The 16,264-nt window shown below is 60.0% G+C and carries 16 protein-coding genes; 11 read left to right on the top strand and 5 right to left on the bottom strand.

What is annotated here, in order from left to right:
• The first annotated feature begins 1 nt into the window (after position 1).
• The 3 genes from I5P96_RS03435 (at position 2) to I5P96_RS03445 (ending at position 2,331) form a co-directional block, all read left to right on the top strand.
• Positions 2–751 carry an ABC transporter permease gene (locus tag I5P96_RS03435; RefSeq protein ID WP_223383145.1) on the top strand — a complete coding sequence of 250 codons (750 nt, stop codon included), beginning with the start codon at positions 2–4 and terminating at the stop codon, positions 749–751.
• Between the two features lie 4 nt (positions 752–755).
• Positions 756–1,490 (top strand): ABC transporter permease, encoded by a 735-nt coding sequence (locus I5P96_RS03440; RefSeq protein ID WP_223383147.1) that lies wholly within the window; start codon positions 756–758, stop codon positions 1,488–1,490.
• A gap of 94 nt (positions 1,491–1,584) precedes the next feature.
• Complete coding sequence (locus I5P96_RS03445; RefSeq protein WP_223383149.1) at positions 1,585–2,331, top strand: transglycosylase domain-containing protein; 747 nt, start codon at positions 1,585–1,587, stop codon at positions 2,329–2,331.
• Between the two features lie 63 nt (positions 2,332–2,394).
• Here the strand turns inward: I5P96_RS03445 and I5P96_RS03450 are convergent, their stop codons facing one another.
• The 5 genes from I5P96_RS03450 to I5P96_RS03470 form a co-directional block, all read right to left on the bottom strand.
• Positions 2,395–5,706: an FtsX-like permease family protein gene (locus I5P96_RS03450; RefSeq protein ID WP_223383150.1), complete on the bottom strand. Its 3,312-nt coding sequence runs from the start codon at positions 5,704–5,706 to the stop codon at positions 2,395–2,397.
• 5 nt (positions 5,707–5,711) lie between these two features.
• Entirely contained in the window at positions 5,712–6,416 is a 705-nt protein-coding gene (locus I5P96_RS03455) for an ABC transporter ATP-binding protein (RefSeq protein WP_223383151.1), read from the bottom strand.
• A gap of 100 nt (positions 6,417–6,516) precedes the next feature.
• Positions 6,517–7,095 (bottom strand): uridine kinase, encoded by a 579-nt coding sequence (locus tag I5P96_RS03460; protein ID WP_223383153.1) that lies wholly within the window; start codon positions 7,093–7,095, stop codon positions 6,517–6,519.
• Positions 7,092–7,613, bottom strand: a complete 522-nt coding sequence (locus I5P96_RS03465; RefSeq protein ID WP_097791968.1) for a GNAT family N-acetyltransferase — start codon at positions 7,611–7,613, stop codon at positions 7,092–7,094. The genes I5P96_RS03460 and I5P96_RS03465 overlap by 4 nt, the downstream gene beginning before the upstream one ends.
• A 152-nt stretch (positions 7,614–7,765) precedes the next feature.
• Positions 7,766–7,912, bottom strand: a complete 147-nt coding sequence (locus I5P96_RS03470) for a hypothetical protein (RefSeq protein ID WP_187116981.1) — start codon at positions 7,910–7,912, stop codon at positions 7,766–7,768.
• Positions 7,913–8,337: 425 nt separating this feature from the next.
• Here I5P96_RS03470 and I5P96_RS03475 point away from each other — a divergent pair, with 425 nt between their 5' ends.
• The 8 genes from I5P96_RS03475 (at position 8,338) to I5P96_RS03510 (ending at position 16,264) form a co-directional block, all read left to right on the top strand.
• On the top strand, positions 8,338–8,916 hold the full coding sequence (locus tag I5P96_RS03475) for a DUF3793 family protein (RefSeq protein WP_223383155.1): 579 nt from the start codon (positions 8,338–8,340) through the stop codon (positions 8,914–8,916).
• Between the two features lie 465 nt (positions 8,917–9,381).
• The gene (locus I5P96_RS03480) at positions 9,382–9,597 is read left to right on the top strand and encodes a ferrous iron transport protein A (protein ID WP_097791966.1); all 216 of its coding nucleotides are present in this window, start codon (positions 9,382–9,384) and stop codon (positions 9,595–9,597) included.
• Between the two features lie 77 nt (positions 9,598–9,674).
• Complete coding sequence (locus tag I5P96_RS03485) at positions 9,675–9,896, top strand: ferrous iron transport protein A (protein ID WP_015565615.1); 222 nt, start codon at positions 9,675–9,677, stop codon at positions 9,894–9,896.
• Positions 9,897–9,921: 25 nt separating this feature from the next.
• A complete protein-coding gene (gene feoB, locus I5P96_RS03490) occupies positions 9,922–12,123 on the top strand; it encodes a ferrous iron transport protein B (RefSeq protein WP_223383156.1) in 2,202 nt (733 codons plus the stop codon).
• A gap of 31 nt (positions 12,124–12,154) precedes the next feature.
• The gene (locus I5P96_RS03495) at positions 12,155–12,316 is read left to right on the top strand and encodes a FeoB-associated Cys-rich membrane protein (protein ID WP_097791964.1); all 162 of its coding nucleotides are present in this window, start codon (positions 12,155–12,157) and stop codon (positions 12,314–12,316) included.
• Between the two features lie 152 nt (positions 12,317–12,468).
• Positions 12,469–12,870 carry a metal-dependent transcriptional regulator gene (locus tag I5P96_RS03500; RefSeq protein ID WP_118553615.1) on the top strand — a complete coding sequence of 134 codons (402 nt, stop codon included), beginning with the start codon at positions 12,469–12,471 and terminating at the stop codon, positions 12,868–12,870.
• The gene (locus I5P96_RS03505) at positions 12,867–14,597 is read left to right on the top strand and encodes an ABC transporter ATP-binding protein/permease (RefSeq protein WP_223383158.1); all 1,731 of its coding nucleotides are present in this window, start codon (positions 12,867–12,869) and stop codon (positions 14,595–14,597) included. Before I5P96_RS03500 ends, I5P96_RS03505 begins: the two co-directional genes overlap by 4 nt.
• Positions 14,594–16,264 carry an amino acid ABC transporter ATP-binding/permease protein gene (locus I5P96_RS03510; protein ID WP_223383160.1) on the top strand — a complete coding sequence of 557 codons (1,671 nt, stop codon included), beginning with the start codon at positions 14,594–14,596 and terminating at the stop codon, positions 16,262–16,264. The genes I5P96_RS03505 and I5P96_RS03510 overlap by 4 nt, the downstream gene beginning before the upstream one ends.

A 16,264-nucleotide genomic window follows, 5' to 3' on the forward strand; every position in this document is an offset into this window, starting at 1 on the left:
GATGGCGGCTTTCCGTGCAGAACTGCAAAAAGCCCACCGTAGGCACGACCTTGCTCTCTGCCTGTTCATCCCCGGCATTGTCGTGCTATGGGTGGGCGGCCTTGCCCCGGCAGACCCGGAGGAGCTTGCCAACGGTTACAGCGCCCTGCTTTACAGCCTGCCCGTCATTGAAGCCATTCTGATGCCGGTGATGATGGCAGTTCTGGCCTCCCGGTTGTGGGATATGGAGATCAAAGGCAACACCGCCAAGCTGCTCTACACCCTGCAAAGCCGCCGCAGCCTGTTTGCAGGCAAAGCGGTCTTTGGGGTGCTGGAGGTGCTGTTGGTCACGGTGCTGGAGCTGGCCTGCGTTCCGGTGCTGGGGCGCGTTCATGGTTATACCGAAGCCTTTCCCACTGGGCAGCTGGTCTATCTGTTCGTCTGCACGCTGGCGGTGGACGCAATGCTCTTCTTTGGGGAATTTCTGCTGATGCTGTGGGTGGGCAATCCCCTGCCGGCGCTCTGCGTGGGCATTGTAGGGGCGCTGGTTGGGCTGTTCTCTGCTTTTATGCCGCCGCTTGCCAGTTACTTTGTACCCTTTGGGTACTACATCCCTCTGAGCGCCTACGAAGTGGCGAACTGGGACAAGGCTACCCACACCGTCACCTACGGCACCCGCCCCTTCAACTGGGGGCTGTTGGCCTTCACCCTTGCGCTGGGCGCTGTGCTGTTTGCCCTTGCGTGGCGCAAGGTACAGGACGAGGAGGTATAAAACCATGCTGAAACGCTGTATTCTTGCGGAGAACCGCAAGCTCCACGCATCCCCCATCTGGGCCATGTTCTTTGTGCTGCCCATTCTTTCCGCCACCTATGGCACGTTCAATTATCTGCAAAATCTTGAGATCCTCACCGACGGCTGGTACAGCCTTTGGACCCAGCACACCCTGTTTTATTCCATGCTCTTCTTCCCTGCCATGGTAGCCACCTATGCTGCCTACTTGTGGCGGCTGGAACATCTGGGGCACAACTGGAACCTGATCATGGCAAGCCCCGTACCGCCGCTGGACCTGTTTGCCGCAAAGTTTGCGGTGGTGACAAAGCTTGCGTTTCTGACCCACGGCTTTGTGTTCGCGCTGTTCGTGTTCTGCGGCAAGGTATTTGCCCATCTGCCCGGCTGGCCGCCGGTTCGGCTGCCGCTCTTTCTGCTGCGGGGGTTGCTGGGTGCGTTGGCTGTTATTGCTGCGCAACTGGTGCTGGCCATGGTCATCCGCAGCTTTGCCGTGCCCATTTTTCTGGGGTTGCTGGGCGGCATTACCGGCATCTTTATCAGCTCCAAGGGTCATGGGCTGTTGTGGCCCTATTCCCTGATGCAACTCGGTATGAACTCCAACAAAAGTGCGGATGCTCTGGCTGGCAGCTACGGGCTGTTTGCAGCCAGCTGTCTGGGGTGGCTGGTGGTGTTCTTTCTGCTGGCGCATCTTCTGCTGCGCAGATGCGATGTCCGGGCCTGAGCGGTCTGCGGCGGAATGTTCACAAAATCTGCTTGAAAAGAACGGTGAAATCGGGTAGGATAATACCATTCAGAAGGTGAAAGGAGCGAACGTGATGCGGACGCTGAAGGATCTCCTCAAACGGCTGCTGTGCTGGGCGCTGCTGCTGGCACTGCTGGTGCTGGCTGCGGCGGGGGCTGTGCTGGGGGTACAGGGATGGAAACTCTACCGTGCCACCCAGCCCGGACTCCCGGCGGCGCAGCTGTACGAGACCCTCTCGGCCCGCCCCGGATTCACCACCTGCGATGCCATCCCCCAGACCTACATCGACGCCGTCATCGCCGTGGAGGACAGCCGGTTCGAGCTGCACCACGGCGTGGACCCGGTGGCCATCGTCCGGGCGCTGTGGACAGACCTGCGGACCCGCTCGCTGGCCGAAGGCGGCAGCACCCTGACCCAGCAGCTGGCAAAGAACATCTACTTCACGCAGGAGAAGCACTTTGCCCGCAAGGCGGCGGAACTTTTCGCGGCGCTGGACATCGAAAAGCACTGCTCCAAGCAGCAGATTTTTGAGATGTACGTGAATACGATCTATTTCGGCAGCGGATGCTACGGCATCGCCGAGGCGGCGGAAGGCTACTTTGGCAAGACGCCTGCGGAGCTGACCTCCGCCGAATGCGTCCTGCTGGCGGGCCTGCCCAATGCGCCGTCCGCCTACTCGCCCCATTCCAGCCCGGAGCTGGCGCTCAAGCGCTCGCAGGTGGTGCTGGACCGGATGGTCTCCTGCAAAAAGCTCACAAAGACCCAGGCCAGAGAGCTGCAGGATGAGATCGCCGCGCTGCCGGTGCTGGCAAGAACCTGACAAACTACAAAAACTCCCCTCAGCCATCCACGGCCGAGGGGAGTTTTTTGCGGAGATGCTTTCTTATTCCGGTGCCTTCATGCTTTCGACCATGCTGATGTTCCGGACATGGCGGCGCATGAGGCGGCAGACGACGACGGTGAAGAAGAGGGTGAGGGCTACGCTGAACAGGTAGCTGCGGGGTGCGATGGAGCGGATGAACATCATCTGGTCCATCTCCACGGTGCGGACGATGAACTGATGCAGCGGCACGCCCAGCGCAAGGCCCGCCAGCGACCCGATGAGGGCCAGCAGGTCGATCTCGCGGAAGATGTAGCGGTAGACCTCGTTGTCGAAGAAGCCCAGCACCTTGATGGTGGCCAGCTCCTTTTTGCGCTCGCCAAGGTTCACGCTGATGAGGTTGTAGAGCACCACGGCGGCCAGCGCAGCGGCACAGACGATGATCAGGATGACCACATAGTTCAGGCAGCCGATGAGGTTGTCGAACATTTCGGTCGTGTCCTCCATGAAGGAGACCCCGCTGACGTAATTGCAGGCCAGCAGGTCGGTGCGCAGGGTGTTGCGGTCGTCCGAGGTGGGGCAGTCGGTCTGGCCGTAAACGGTGTTCCACTCCGGCAGGGTGCCGCCCGTCAGCGTCCGGAGCTGCGCCTGCGAGAGGTACAGCCGGGTGAAGACGTAGTTCTCGGTGATGCCGGTCAGGGTCAACGTTTTGCGGCTGCCATCGCTGGTCTCCACCTCAAAGGTGTCGCCCACCGCAAGGCCCAGGCTCTCGGCGGTCTTCTCGGTCAGGATGGCACTGTTATCGTCAAAGGGGATGGCCTTGTGCCCCTGCCGGGTGCGAAAGGTGAAATATGCGGTCATCTGGCTCTCGTCTTCTGCCGTCACGATGCTTACGGTCTGCTTGTCGCCGCTGGCATTGTAGAGGGTCACGCTCTTGTTGTAGAAACGGCCCCAGCTGGTCACATCGGCGCTGGAATCCAGCACATCGCCCAGACCGTGTTCCACGGAAAAGGCTCTGGTGTCGCTGTACGAGATGGTCAGGTCGCTGTGGTTCAGCTCGGTGGTCTGGCGGTTGAGCATGGGCAGGATGGAATCCTGGATGCCAAAGCCGATGAGCAGCAGGGCCGTGCAGCCCGCCACGCCCAGCACGGTCATGAAGAAGCGCTTCTTATACCGGAACAGGTTGCGAGCCGTGGTCTTCTGGGAAAAGCTCATGTGCTTCCACAGCGGGGTGATGTATTCGAGGAAGATGCGCTTGCCGGCCACCGGTGCGCGGGGCAGGAGCAGGGCGGCGGTCTTCTCGCGCAGGCTGGCGCGGCAGGCCTCCCAGGTGGTGATGCCGATGACGGCCGCACTGAGCAGGACGCTTCCCACGGCCATGCCGGGGTAGAATTGCAGGGTGAAGGTGGGCAGGCGGAACACCATGGTCTGATAGGCCTGCCAGATGATGGTGGGGAAGACGACGAAGCCCACCGCCATGCCCAGGATGCTGCCCAGGATGCTGGAGGCCAGGCCGTAGAACAGGTACTTGCCCGCAATGGCTGTGTTGGAGTAGCCCAGCGCTTTCAGGGTGCCCATCTGCAGGCGGTTCTCGTCCACCATGCGGGTCATGGTGGTGGAGGCCACCAGTGCCGCCACCAGGAAGAAGAACACGGGGAAGACCCGTGCGATGGCGTCCATCCGGTCGGCATACTGCTCAAAGGTGACGAAGCTCATGGTGCTGTTTCGGTCGAGGACGTACCACTCGCCGTTCTGGATGTCAGAGATCTGCTCTTCGGCATCGTCGATCTGCTTCTGGCCGTCCGCGAGCTTCTGCTCCGCCTCGGCTTTCTGCGTTGCGTATTCAGTGCGGGAGGCGTCCAGCTGCTCTTTGCCGGTATCGTATTCGGCCCAGCCGTCATCCAGCCGGGTGCGGGCATCGGCGAGCTGCTGTTCGGCGGCAGCAAAGGCGGAATAGGCAGAGGCGGTGCCGGTGGAAAGCCCCAGCTGGCCCTGCATCAGTTCCAGTTTCATCTTCCGCAGAGCGGCTTTGGCCTCGGTGACGAGTTCCGTATTGGAAAGGCTGGGCGAGGAGAGGAGCCCCTGGGCATACATCTGCCGCTTGCCCTCGTCCAGCTGCTGCTGGTAGCCGTTGAGCTGGGCATAGATGCTGTCGTAGGCGGCCTGTGCCTTGGCGAGGGCATCCCGCAGCTCCGTGTATTCTTCGTCGGCGGGTTCGGCCTCGTCGAGCGCTTTCTGCGCGTTGTGGAGCGCGGCTTCGGCATAGGTCAGCAGCGGGTCGGCCACCTGCTTCAGGTTGACCAGAAGCTCGATCTGCTGGAGCTGATCTTCAAATTCCAGGATCTGCTCCTCGCCGTCCAGCACTTTGTCCGCACCGCTCTGCATGGTGTCGGGCAGGGCGGCTTTCTGCTGGGCCAGCTGCGCTTTGCCGGAGGTGTACTCTGCTTCGCCCTGCTCCAGCTGCGCTTTGGCGGCGGTGAGCTGGGCTTGGGCCTCGTCGAGCTTCTGTTCGGCCTGTGCAAACTGGCGTTCGGCCTCTGCTTTCTGCTCGTCGTAGGTCTGCTTGGCATCGGTCAGTTTGGCAGTGGCGTCGTCGATGAGGGCTTCCCGGCGGGTGGTGCACTGTGCGCCGCTGATGGAGGTCAGCCGGTCGGCGACGGCATCCACGGCCGTCTGGTATTCATCGGAATAGTTGTCATACTGGTCGGCATTCTTGACCTTGATATAACAAACGGTGTAATAATCGGCAGTCAGCTGACCGTCCGAGACGTAGACGATGGCGTCCAGAACGCCGTCGCCGGCGGTGGAAGTCTCCTGGTCGGAGGAAAAATGCAACGGGTCTTGCACCTGCCCCACCACGGTATAAGAGGTGCGGGCGAGGCCGTCGGTGCCGTCCGGCAGGGTCAGCGTGGTGCCGATGGGGATCTCTTCCCCGTGGCCCATGACATGCACGACGCATTCGTCGGCAGCTTCGGGCATCCGGCCTGCCAGCAACAGCGGGCGGTTCAGATTCTCGGCCGTGTCGGCACCGGGGTCTGCCGGGAGCTGCTGGATGCGCAGGACAGCGGGCTGGTCGGTGCTGGACCAGCGGCCCTCGGTGTCCAGATACTTCACCGGCTGGACCGCTGTGACGCCCTCGGTCGCGGCAATGGCGTCGATGTCGTCCTCGGAAAGGCCGAGGGTGGAGAGGACGCGCAGGTCGAATACGTTCTGCTGTACGTAATATTTCTGCCCGGCGATCCGCATACTGGGTGCAAAGCTGGCAAGGCCCGTCAGGATCATCACGCCCAGTGCCACGATGCCGAACAGGGACAAAAACCGGCTCAGGTTGCCCCTGAGATCCCGGAGGATGTTTTTTCGATAACTTTTCTGCACAAGAATCACCACTCGATCTGTTCCACGGGCACAGGGTGCTCGTTGATCTGGTTGGACAGGATCTGCCCGCTCTTCACCTGGATGATGCGGTCGGCCATGGCCGTCAGGGCTGTGTTGTGGGTGATGACGATGACGGTGCGGCCCGTTTCGCGGCAGGTGCGCTGCAGCAGGGCCAGCACCTGTTTGCCGGTCTTGTAGTCCAGCGCACCGGTCGGCTCATCGCAGAGCAGGAGCTTCGGATTTTTGGCGAGGGCGCGCGCAATGGAGACGCGCTGCTGTTCGCCGCCCGAAAGCTGGGCCGGGAAGTTGTTCAGCCGCTCGCCGAGGCCGACGCTTTCCAGCGTGGCTTTGGGGTCCAGCGGGTCGCGGCAGATCTCGCTGGCCAGTTCTACGTTTTCCAGCGCCGTCAGGTTCTGCACGAGGTTATAGAACTGGAAGACGAATCCGACGTCATACCGCCGGTATTGGGTCAGCTCTTTCTCGGAGAACCGACTTACATCCTGCCCGTCGAGCCAGACGTGGCCCTCGTCGCAGGTGTCCATGCCGCCGAGGATGTTCAGCAGGGTGGTCTTGCCTGCACCGGACGGCCCGACGATGATGCAGAACTCGCCCTTGTCCACGTAAAAATTCAGGCGGTCCGCTGCGGCGATGCGGACACTGCCTGTCTGGTAGTATTTGGAAACATTTTCAAATTCCACGAAGTGTTCCATAATGCTTCTCCTTGCCTTGGGAAATCAAGTTTATTCCAATATAACTATACCATAATTTCCACAGGTTGGCGGGAAAAATCGCCGCAAATTTTCAAAAACTTCATAAATTTGTAGTATCCCAGAGGAGGTCAGCCAGCGCTTCGATGCGGCACTGCGCAAAGTAGGCCTCTTCCAGAGGAATCCACCGACGGACAAAGTTTTCGTAGCGTTCGCCTTCCCGCGCCTGCAAACGGCGGGCCTGTTCTTCTTTGGAACAGGTGACGAACACTTTGAGGTCATAAAAGTCTGCAAGAATCGGGTGGTGGCTGTAGCTGCCCTCCAGTATATAGAGCGGTGCGGGCGGTACGCACTGTTCCGGCAGATAGGCACCCTCCCGGCAGGAGTACGCCCGGCTGCGCACCGCGGCCCCGGCCTGTGCCGGAACGAGCACTTCCTCCCGCAGGCGGGCCAGGTCCATATTGGCGCAAGGCGTTTCGGCCCAGTCCGGGATGCGCTGTGCCGGGGGAAGATAGTAGTCGTCGGTATGGAAGACGGCGCTGCCCGGAAACTGTTCTGCCAGCTGTGCCGCCAGCGTCGTTTTGCCGCTGCCGCAGCGGCCGTCCAGCGCGATGAGCACGGGCCGCTCCGGGTGGGCCTCCAGCAGGGAGGCGATGGTCTGGGTGAGAGAAGTCATATTCATAGGTCTTTTCTGAAGGTCAGATTTTTGTATTCTGTTTTCGTTCCGCTGCGGCGGAAGGTTCCATTTTCGGAAGGAGCAAAGCCCAGTGAGCACATTACACCGCAGGAACTGGCATTGTCAGCGGCGACATCGGCAAGAAATGTCTTGACGCCGTTCTGGATGCCAAAATCGACCAGTGCACCGACCATTTCCTTGGCGTAGCCCTTTCGCCAGCAAGTAGGATGGATGCAGTACCCGATATCCCAGCAGCGTCCGTTTTCCTTAATGACGGCGCAGCAGGTGCCGATGGCTTGGCCGGTGACTTTATCCTCTGCGATGACATAGTAGCAGTCAGCGCTGTCATTCAGATGCCGCAGAAGTTCCATATACTCATTGAGATTGTCGATGGTGTCCAGTGCTGGATCGGTCAGGTATTTTCCGGTAATAGGGTCGCCCCAGATACAGAGTGCAAAACCGGCATCTTTGGCCTCCTGCGGGCGCAGGCGCAGCCGGGCGGTTTCAAAAGGAATAAAATACATAAAGAACTCCTGAAAAGTTGCGTTCTTGACAAATCGTAAGAAATTGACTATACTACAAATAGAAAAGGCGCTGTCTGCAAAGTGGTCAGCTCCTTTACCGGCAAGTGTTAAAAAGTAACGACCGCTCTAGTTGGGGAACTGTGAGGCGGTCGTTACTTTTTATTGCGTTTGGAATAGTGCTTGGCCTTGGGCTTGTCCCGAAAGACATCCTTTGAGATCATCCAGGTTACCTGCGTAACGCCGATGACAACGTCTGCAATCAAATGCAGTATGTTCACAACAGTATTCAAAACATCCATGTTGGACTCCTCCGTTCAGGTTGGGTGTGGTTGACATGCAAACATCCCGGAGAAGATAAAAAGCAGACCTCCTCCGGATTTGACACCGGAAAGAAGCCCGACCACCTGCAATGCAGACAGCGCACCACTATTTCTAGTGGATGGTATCATTATAACACGGATTTCGACGCTTTTCAACGAGCGCGGCGCTCCGGCGGCGCGGCACAAAAAGAGGAAACGAAAAACTTTTCAAAAACCCTTGACACCTCTCCGAAGCTATGGTAAGATAATGCCACGTTAGAAATAACTAACCACAAGGCGGTCCGCAACAGGAACCGCGTTCTTTTTGAACTTGAGGTTAGATGAATCTAACCATGAAGCTCTGCATAGTCTGGATGCACAGCGGGAATGCTTTTCTTAAACCAAGCAACGGAGGAAAACCGGCCATGGAGCGTAATTTTGAGACCGTGATGATCGAACAGTGCTCGCCGGTGCTGGCAGGCCTGAAAGCCGCCGGGCTCTTCCGCTATGAGACGCAGGACTGCAAAGACCTTGCCGAGCGGGTGCGCGGCTGGAACGCACGGCTGGGTGAGAAGGGTCTCCGGGTCCGGGTTCTCAAGGGCTGTGCCCGCACCCACCGGTATCTGGTCTATGTCTACCGGGAGAACCGCCTGCGCGAAGTGCTTTCGGATGAGAATGTCCGCACATTTCTGGTGCAGGAAGGCTACCATCTGCCCGAAGGGGCGGACGACTGCGAACCGCTACTGCGGCAGCTGTCGCGGCGGTTGTGCTGCGAGGCAGAGTTTCCGCATGAGATCGGCGTATTTCTGGGCTACCCGCTCACCGATGTGGTGGGCTTCATCGAGAATCAGGGCCGCAACTTTACCTGCTGCGGCTGCTGGAAGGCCTATGGCGACCGCGATGCCGCCGAGCGCCTGTTTGCCCAGCTGAACAAGTGCACCAGAGTATACCTGCGCCTGTTCCACAGCGGCACCCCGATCTTCCGCCTTGCCGTGGCGGCCTGAAACTGACATTTCCTACCAATACTCTCTTTTTATCCTGGCGCCTGCCGGAGACACCACGCCCCGGCGGGAAAGATCCTCCTTTTGACACGCGGCCGCCCGTTGCAGTCTGACCCCTGCACCGGGCGGCTGTGTCATATCCGGACAAGTGCGTCGGATGGACGGTGGTACGTTGATTGCGGAGAGAAAACCTGACGCTCCGAAGAAACACAAACGGCTGGAATGTTCGCGATCGTTCTTGTTCAAAATAGCAAAAATTGAACAAAACAGGAAGAAACAATCTGTTTGTTCCTACGAACTAACTTCAAATTATGAAAAAAATATTGACAAGAAAGGTTAGTAAGCGTAAACTATCCATGCTGATAGTCGCGACTGACTAACCGGCGTCGAAACTTCCCCCGACCGGAGGAACCTCACAGAACGCTGTGCGGGATGTGAAACATTGTGACATAAGGGAGTGGACGAAAGATGATGCCTTTGACGATGGCCAAGGCGGGCGAGACCGTCACCATTCAAAAGATCACCGGCAAGGACGAGGTGCGTCTGCATCTGGCAGAACTCGGCTTTGTGGTGGGCAGCGATGTGACTGTGGTCAACGAGATCGCGGGCAACCTGATCGTGCAGGTCAAGGAAAGCCGCCTGGCGCTCGACAAGACGATGGCCAACCGCATTCTGATCGGCTAAACAGCGGCAGCGCTGTTTGGGACCTGCTCCGACACTGGAATGGTCTCTGAAGAAAAGACAAGTAGAGGAGGATTTACATGAAGACTTTGAAAGACGTCAAGGTCGGCGAAACGGCCACCGTGGCACGCCTGCACGGCGAAGGCCCGGTCAAGCGCCGCATCATGGACATGGGCATCACCAAGGGGGTCGAGATCTATGTCCGCAAGGTGGCACCTCTGGGTGACCCCATGGAACTGACCGTGCGCAACTACGAACTGAGCGTGCGCAAGGCCGACGCTGAAATGATCGAAGTGGTTTGATCCGAACAGAGAGGAAAGGAACACAATGAGCATTAAGATCGCATTGGCCGGCAATCCGAACTGTGGCAAAACGACCCTGTTCAACAATCTGACCGGCTCCAACCAGTACGTCGGCAACTGGCCCGGTGTCACTGTCGAGAAGAAGGAAGGCAAGCTGAAGGGCGAGAAAGACGTCATCATTCAGGACCTGCCCGGTATCTATTCGCTGTCTCCCTACACCCTGGAAGAGGTCGTCTCCCGTACCTATCTGGTCAAGGAGAAGCCCGACGTCATCCTGAACATCATTGATGGCACCAACATCGAGCGCAACCTCTACCTGACCACCCAGCTGATCGAGCTGGGGATCCCGGTGGTCATGGCGGTCAATATGATCGACCTGGTCCGCAAGAACGGTGACAAGATCGACCTGAAGAAGCTGAGCAAAGAGCTGGGCTGCCAGGCCGTCGAGATCAGCGCGCTGAAGGGCGAGGGCACCGAAGCGGCCGCCAAGGCTGCCATCGCCGCTGCCAAGGCGGGCAAGGCCTCCGAGGAGTTGCCTCATGTCTTCACCGGCAGCGTGGAGCACGCCATCGCACACATCGAGGAGTCCATTCAGGGCAAGGTCGATGACCACTTCCTGCGCTGGTACGCCGTCAAGCTGTTTGAGCGCGACGACAAGGTCCAGGACGAGCTGAAGCTCGACAAGAGCCTGCTGGCTCACATTGATGACCACATCAAGGATTGCGAGAATGAGATGGACGATGACGCCGAGAGCATCATCACCAACCAGCGCTATGCCTATATCAACACCGTGGTCGAAAAGGCTGTCAAGAAGAAGGCCCGCGTGGAGCACCTGACCGTTTCCGATAAGATCGACCAGATCGTGACCAACCGTGTTCTGGCGCTGCCCATCTTCGCACTGGTCATGTTCCTGATGTACTCCCTGTCCATGGGCACCTCCATCGCGGATGGCGGCTGGTCCATTGGCACCTTTGCGACCGACTGGACCAACGATGTTCTGTTCGGTGAGATCGTGCCGGATGCGCTGGGCGGCTTTTTGGAGGGCATCGGCGTGGCAGGCTGGCTGTACGGCCTGATCATGGACGGCATCGTCGCCGGTGTCGGCGCAGTTCTGGGCTTCGTTCCCCAGATGCTTGTGCTGTTCTTCCTGCTGTCCATCCTGGAGGACGTCGGCTATATGTCCCGCGTCGCCTTCATTATGGACCGTATCTTCCGCAAGTTCGGCCTGTCCGGTAAGAGCTTCATCCCCGTGCTGGTTGGCACCGGCTGCGGCGTGCCCGGTGTTATGGCTTCCCGTACCATCGAGAACGAGCGTGACCGCCGCATGACCATCATGACCACCTGCTTCATCCCCTGCGGCGCTAAGATGCCCATCATCGGCCTCATCGCAGGTGCTCTGTTCGGCGGCTCCTCTGTGGTCGCAGTCTCCGCATACTTCATCGGCATGGCAGCCATCATCTGCTCCGGCGTGATCCTGAAGAAGACCAAGCTCTTCGCAGGTGATCCCGCTCCCTTCGTGATGGAGCTGCCCGCATACCATGTGCCTGCATGGAGCAACGTGTTCCGTGCAACCTGGGAGCGCGGCTGGTCCTTCATCAAGCGTGCTGGTTCCGTCATTCTGATTGCAACCGTCGCCATCTGGTTCCTGCAGGGCTTCGGCTTCGAGAACGGTGCCTTTGGCATGGTCGAGGATCAGGACAACTCCGTGCTGGCTGCTATCGCTACCAAGATCGCCTGGATCTTTGCACCTCTGGGCTTCGGCAACTGGCGTGCAACCGTCGCTTCCGTCTCCGGCCTGATCGCAAAGGAGAACGTCGTCGGCACCTTCGGTGTTCTGTATCACTTCGGCGGCGAGCTGTCTGAGAACGGCGATGAGATCTGGGCTGCGGTTGCACAGGATTACACCGCTCTGTCGGCTTACGCCTTCATGATCTTCAACCTGCTGTGCGCTCCCTGCTTCGCTGCAATGGGTGCCATCAAGCGTGAGATGAACAACGGCAGGTGGACCGCCATCGCCATCGGCTACATGTGCGCTCTGGCTTACTGCGCTGCGCTGGTCGTGTATCAGCTGGGCGGCATCATTTCCGGTGAGGTCGGTTTCAACTTCTTCACCATCGTTGCAGTCGTCATCCTGGTGGCCTTCATCTATCTGCTGGTCCGCCCCAACAAGTACACGGGCATCAATGAGGTCAGCATCGACACCAAGAAGCTCACGGCAAACAAGTAAATTGGTTCTGTTTTGAGAGGAGTGCATTGTTATGATGGAATTTCTGGCAGCAAACTTCAATCTGCCGACCATTATCGTGGCGGCGATCGTGTTTGGCTGTGTGGGCTGGATCACCTGGCACTCCCACAAGCACGGCGGCGGCTGCGGCGGGTGCTCCGGTGATTGCGGGCACTGCAACGGCGGCTGTCACTGAGGAAACCGCAGGGCGCGGGTCGAAAAGCAAATCGGCCCGCGCCCTTTTTTAGAAAAATAAAAGTTAGCTTTGGATAACATTTCCAGGCCTCTCCGGCAATGCGCTGCCGTGCCGGAGAGGTTGAATATTCCGATGAAAAGAGTGTGATAAGCATGGAACTGACACCGGCGCATCTGCGGTATCTGCTGGCGATCTATGAGGTGTCGCAGACCCATCTGGACATCTGCTCCCGCAGCATTGCGGAAAAGCTGAACGTGACCAAGCCCTCGGTGGTGCGGATCATGAACCTGCTGATGGACCATGGCATGATCGTCAAGGAGCACTACGGCAAGATCTACCTGACCGACCGCGGCATCTTTGTGGCCAGAGCAGTGAAGGAACAGCTGGAAACGGTGCTGGCAAACTTCCCGCCCGTGAAGATCGACCTGACCGAGGAGGAGCGCTGCACGGCCGCGCTGGCCCTGACCTCGGCACTGCCGGAGCGGGCCTTTACCGGCGCATACGACCGCATGTTCGGCCCGGACGCCAGCGAAGACACGGAGGCGGTATCGTGATCAACAAAAAGCTGATCGCCTTTGACCGGGGTGCCATGCGCTTTGTGGGCGCGAACGTGGCGTTCCAGTGGCTGGGGATGCTCTGCAACATCATCTTTGTGCGGGTCATTGCCCAGCTGGTGGGAGCCGTCTTTGCGGGCGGGCTGACCCACGAGATGCTGCGGCAGGACTTTGTGCTCTGCCTGTTCACCATCCCGCTGCGGTATGTCTTCACCCTGCTGGCATCCAGCATGAGCGACTGCGCCTCCAAGGATGTCAAGCGCACCCTGCGCAGCAAAATTTACGAAAAACTCACACGCCTGGGCGCGGGTTACAGCGAGACCGTCGCCACCAGTGAGGCCGTCATGCTGGCCAGTGAGGGCGTGGAGCAGATCGACACCTACTTTGCAAAGTATCTGCCTCAGTTGTTCTACAGCCTGCTGGCCCCGGTCACCCTCTTCGTGCTGCTGGTGGGCGTCCATGCGCGGTCGGCCATCATCCTGCTGTGCTGTGTGCCGCTGATCCCCATGTCCATCGTGGCGGTGCAGAAATTCGCCAAAAAGCTGCTGGACAAATACTGGGGCGAATACACCACCCTCGGCGACAGCTTTCTGGAAAACATCCAGGGCCTGACCACCCTGAAGATCTACCAGGCCGACGGCTGGAAGCATGAGGAGATGAACCGGCAGGCCGAGCGCTTCCGGAAGATCACGATGAAAGTGCTGACCATGCAGCTGAACTCCGTCACCCTCATGGACCTGATGGCCTATGGCGGCGCGGGGCTGGGCATCATCAGCGCGGTGACGGCGTTTGCCAAAGGGCAGATCACCCTGACAGCGGCGCTGACCATTCTTCTGCTGGCGGCAGATTTCTTCCTGCCGCTCCGCTTGCTGGGCAGCTACTTCCACATCGCGATGAACGGAGCAGCCTCGGCGGAGAAGATCTTCCGTCTGCTGGCGGCGGACGAGCCTGCCGACGGCACACAGGAGGCAGGGGAGGATACCACCCTGAAGCTGGACCATGTGACCTTTGGCTACGAGAACGACCGCACCATCCTCCACGATGTCTCGCTGTGCATCCCGCAGGGCAGCTTCGTCTCGCTGGTGGGCGAGTCCGGCTGCGGCAAAAGCACCATTGCGGCCATTCTATCCGGTGCCCGCACCGGGTATACGGGCAGCGTGACGCTGGGCGGTGTGCCGGTGCAGATGCTCCGGGAAGAGAGCCGCCTGCGCACCTTGACGGTCGTGCCGCACAATGCGGCCATCTTCAGGGGAACGGTCGGTTCCAACCTGCGGATGGCAGCGCCCGCTGCCGATGACGCTGCACTTTGGGCCGCGCTGGAAGAGGTGAACCTTGCCGCGTTCTGCCGCAGTCAGCAGGGGCTGGACACCCCGCTGCATGAGGGCGGCTCAAACCTGTCCGGTGGTCAGCGCCAGCGTCTGGCCATGGCCCGTGCGCTGCTGCACGACTCGCCCATCTACCTCTTCGACGAAGCCACCTCCAACGTGGACGCCGAGAGTGAAAACGACATCATGGCGGCCATCCGCAAGCTGGCGGGGAAGAAAACGGTCATCCTCATCTCCCACCGTCTGGCCAATGTGGTGGACAGCGACTGCATCTACGTCATGGACGGCGGCCGCATCGCCGAGCAGGGAAAACACGAGGCCCTGCTGGCCGAAGGCGGTGTCTACAGCCGCCTGTACAACGCCCAGAAACAGCTGGAAGACCTTGGGGAGGTGAGCGCATGAACGCACCGAAAAAACGCAGTCCGTTTGCGATCGTCCGGCGGCTCATCGTGCTGGTCCGGCCGATGCTGCCTGTGATGCTGGCTGCCATCGCGATGGGTGTGGCGGGGTACTTCTGCGCCACCTTCATCACCATCTTCGGTGGCTTCGGCCTGCTGGCCGCCGCCGGGCTGGAAAGCCCCATCCCCTCGGTGGGCACCGTCTTTGCCTGCATCTTAGTGTTTGCGCTGCTGCGCGGTGTGCTGCGGTATGCCGAGCAGGCATCCAACCATTATATCGCCTTCAAGCTGCTGGCCCTCATCCGCGATCGGGTCTTTGGAGCGCTCCGCCGCCTGAGCCCCGCCAAGCTGGAGGGCCGCGACCGCGGCGACCTCATCAGCCTGATCACCGCCGACATCGAACAGCTGGAAGTCTTCTATGCCCACACCATCTCGCCGGTCTGCATCGCGGTGGTCTGCGTTGTCGGCATGACCTGCTTCACGGCCCGGTATCATCTGCTGCCGGCGCTGGTGCTGCTGGCGGGCTACCTGCTGGTGGGTGCGGCCCTGCCTGTGTGGTCGGCCAGACGCGGTGACAAAGCCGCCCGCGCCTACCGCCAGACCTTCGCCGACACCAACAGCTATATGCTGGAAAACCTGCGCGGCCTGCGGGATACGCTGCAATATCAGGACACCGCCAACCGCGCCGAGGGCATTGCGGCCCACAGCGAGGCGCTGGGGGAGAAGCAGAAGGCGCTGAAGTACCGCGAGGGCGTGACGGTGGGTGCAACCAACACCCTTATCCTGCTGACCGTTCTGGCCGTGCTGGGGGTCAGCCTCCAGCTGTACCAGAACGGTGCGCTGGATGCCGGTGGGGTGCTGGTCTGCACGCTGGCTGCACTGAGCTCTTTCGGCCCGGTGGTGGCGCTGGCCAACCTCGGCGCAAGCCTGACCCAGGTGTTTGCCAGCGCCGACCGTGTGCTGGACCTGCTGGACGAAGAACCGGTCACGGCAGACGTGACCGATGGGGCCGACACGGCCTTTGCCGGTGCCGAGGCCCGGAAGGTCCGCTTCGCTTACGCGGACGAGGAGGTCCTGCACGACCTGAGCCTGACCATCCCCGAACGGAAGATCGTGGGCATCACGGGCCGCTCCGGCAGCGGAAAATCCACCTTCCTGCGGCTGTTGCTCCGCTTCTGGGATGTTTCCGGCGGCAGCATCCGCTTTGGTGCGGAGGACATCCGCCGCGTGAATACCGCTGCACTGCGGGCACAGGAGAGCCTTGTGACGCAGGAGACGGAACTGTTCGACGACACCATCGAAAACAATATCAAAATTGCCCGGCGCGATGCCACCCGTGCCGAGGTGGAAGCGGCCTGCAAGAAGGCGGCGCTGGACGGCTTCATCCGGAAGCTGCCCAAGGGCTACGATACCCCGGTGGGCGAGCTGGGCGGTGCCCTCTCCGGCGGCGAGCGCCAGCGCATCGGCGTGGCCCGCGCCTTCCTCCACGATGCACCCTTCCTCCTGCTGGACGAGCCGACCTCCAACCTCGACAGTCTGAATGAGGGCATCATCCTCAAGGCGGTGCGGGACGAGTGCAGGGAAAAGACCGTTCTGCTGGTCTCCCACCGCAAGTCCACCATGGCCGTGGCCGATGTCAGCTTCTCGGTCGAGAGCGGCCGGCTGAGCTGA

The organism is Faecalibacterium prausnitzii (assembly GCF_019967995.1).
Lineage (GTDB): Bacteria > Bacillota > Clostridia > Oscillospirales > Ruminococcaceae > Faecalibacterium > Faecalibacterium prausnitzii_E.